The 1,173-nt window shown below is 62.0% G+C and carries 2 protein-coding genes; both read right to left on the bottom strand.

The annotated features are described in order from the left end of the window. On the bottom strand, positions 1-346 hold a 346-nt coding region (locus JHD07_RS00055), incomplete at its 3' end, for a glycosyltransferase (RefSeq protein WP_291617783.1). A gap of 21 nt (positions 347-367) precedes the next feature. Then, positions 368-1,084: a glycosyltransferase family 4 protein gene (locus JHD07_RS00050; protein ID WP_291617782.1), complete on the bottom strand. Its 717-nt coding sequence runs from the start codon at positions 1,082-1,084 to the stop codon at positions 368-370. Between the last annotated feature and the right edge of the window lie 89 nt (positions 1,085-1,173).

Below are 1,173 nucleotides of genomic sequence, written 5' to 3'. Positions count from 1 at the left end.
TGCGCGCCGCGCGCAGTAGATCGAGCCCATCTTCCAGATTCTGCTTGTTGACGTGAACGACATCCGGCGCGAGTGCGCGCCATTGACTTGCGATCGCGCGGGTCTGCTTCGCATTGAACAGCGTGGCCAGCGACCGTGACTGATGATCGTAAGTGTTGACGTAATCGGCCCGGATCACCTCGGAGAATTCCGCGCATTGCGACGCAAGCTCGTCCATCCGGCGATGCGTCGGCATCCACGTCATGATCGAATGGCCGCGGGCTGCCAGCGCGCGACCGAGATAGAGGAGAAAGATCTCGCCGCCACCGCGCGAACCGGATCCGCTGCTCACCAACAGTATCTTCATGAATGCGTCCAGGCCCGCTTCCTACGACCGATCGTTCCGGCTTTGCGCCAAGCTGTCGAACACGCGGACCCATTTCTCGGCACCAGCTTCGGGACTCAGGTCGCGCGACGTTTCCCGCGCATTCCTGCTCCACTCGTCGAGCACCGCCGGCCTTTCCGCCACTTGTCGAAGAGCAGCGGCAAGGCTGTCGACATCTCCCGCCTTGACGAGAAGACCGTTGACGCCCGGCTTTACCAGATCCATGGCTGCACCGACGTTGTCGGAGCAGATCACCGGGATCCCTGTGGCCAACGCCTGGTTCACGACGACGCCCCAGCCGTCATGCCGGCTCGGCAGCACGAAGACGTCGTTGCCGGCGAAGAACTCGGGCAGCCGCTCGGGAGGTTGAAAGCCGAGATACTCAATTCGAGCTTTTGTTTTCGCATCGACCTGGCGCAGCATCTCGGGAAGTTCGGCTTCCCGGCCGACGAGACGCAGCGTCGCGTCCTGTCCCGACAGCACCAGGCGATCGAAAGCTGCGAGCAGGACATCGAGCCCCTTGCGCGCGATCATCTGGCCACAGAACAGGAATGTCAGCGGGCCTTCCGACCGTTTGGGCCGCTCGATGCGGTGAAATTCTTCGATGTCGCAGTGATAGGGAATGTTGAAAGTCTGTTGACCGGGAAACTGGCCCTGATAGATGCGCCTTGCAGCGTCACCGATGCCGACAATCGCTTCGGCCGTGGAGATCGGGCCCATCAAAAGGCGCTGGACCCATCCCTTCCCCCCGATGTGAGCACGAGGGCGTTCTCCCCAGAAAATCCAGCGAGAGCGCTTCAGTCGTGCGC

Origin of the sequence: Bradyrhizobium sp., assembly GCF_016462955.1 — a bacterium.
In the GTDB taxonomy this organism is placed as follows: Bacteria; Pseudomonadota; Alphaproteobacteria; order Rhizobiales; family Xanthobacteraceae; genus Bradyrhizobium.
This window is presented reverse-complemented; position numbering and strand designations above follow the sequence as displayed.

Coding starts and splice junctions, on each gene's coding strand:
- JHD07_RS00050 (WP_291617782.1), bottom strand. CDS start 1,084: ATGGGCCCGATCTCCACGGCCGAAGCGATTGTCGGCATCGGTGACGCT.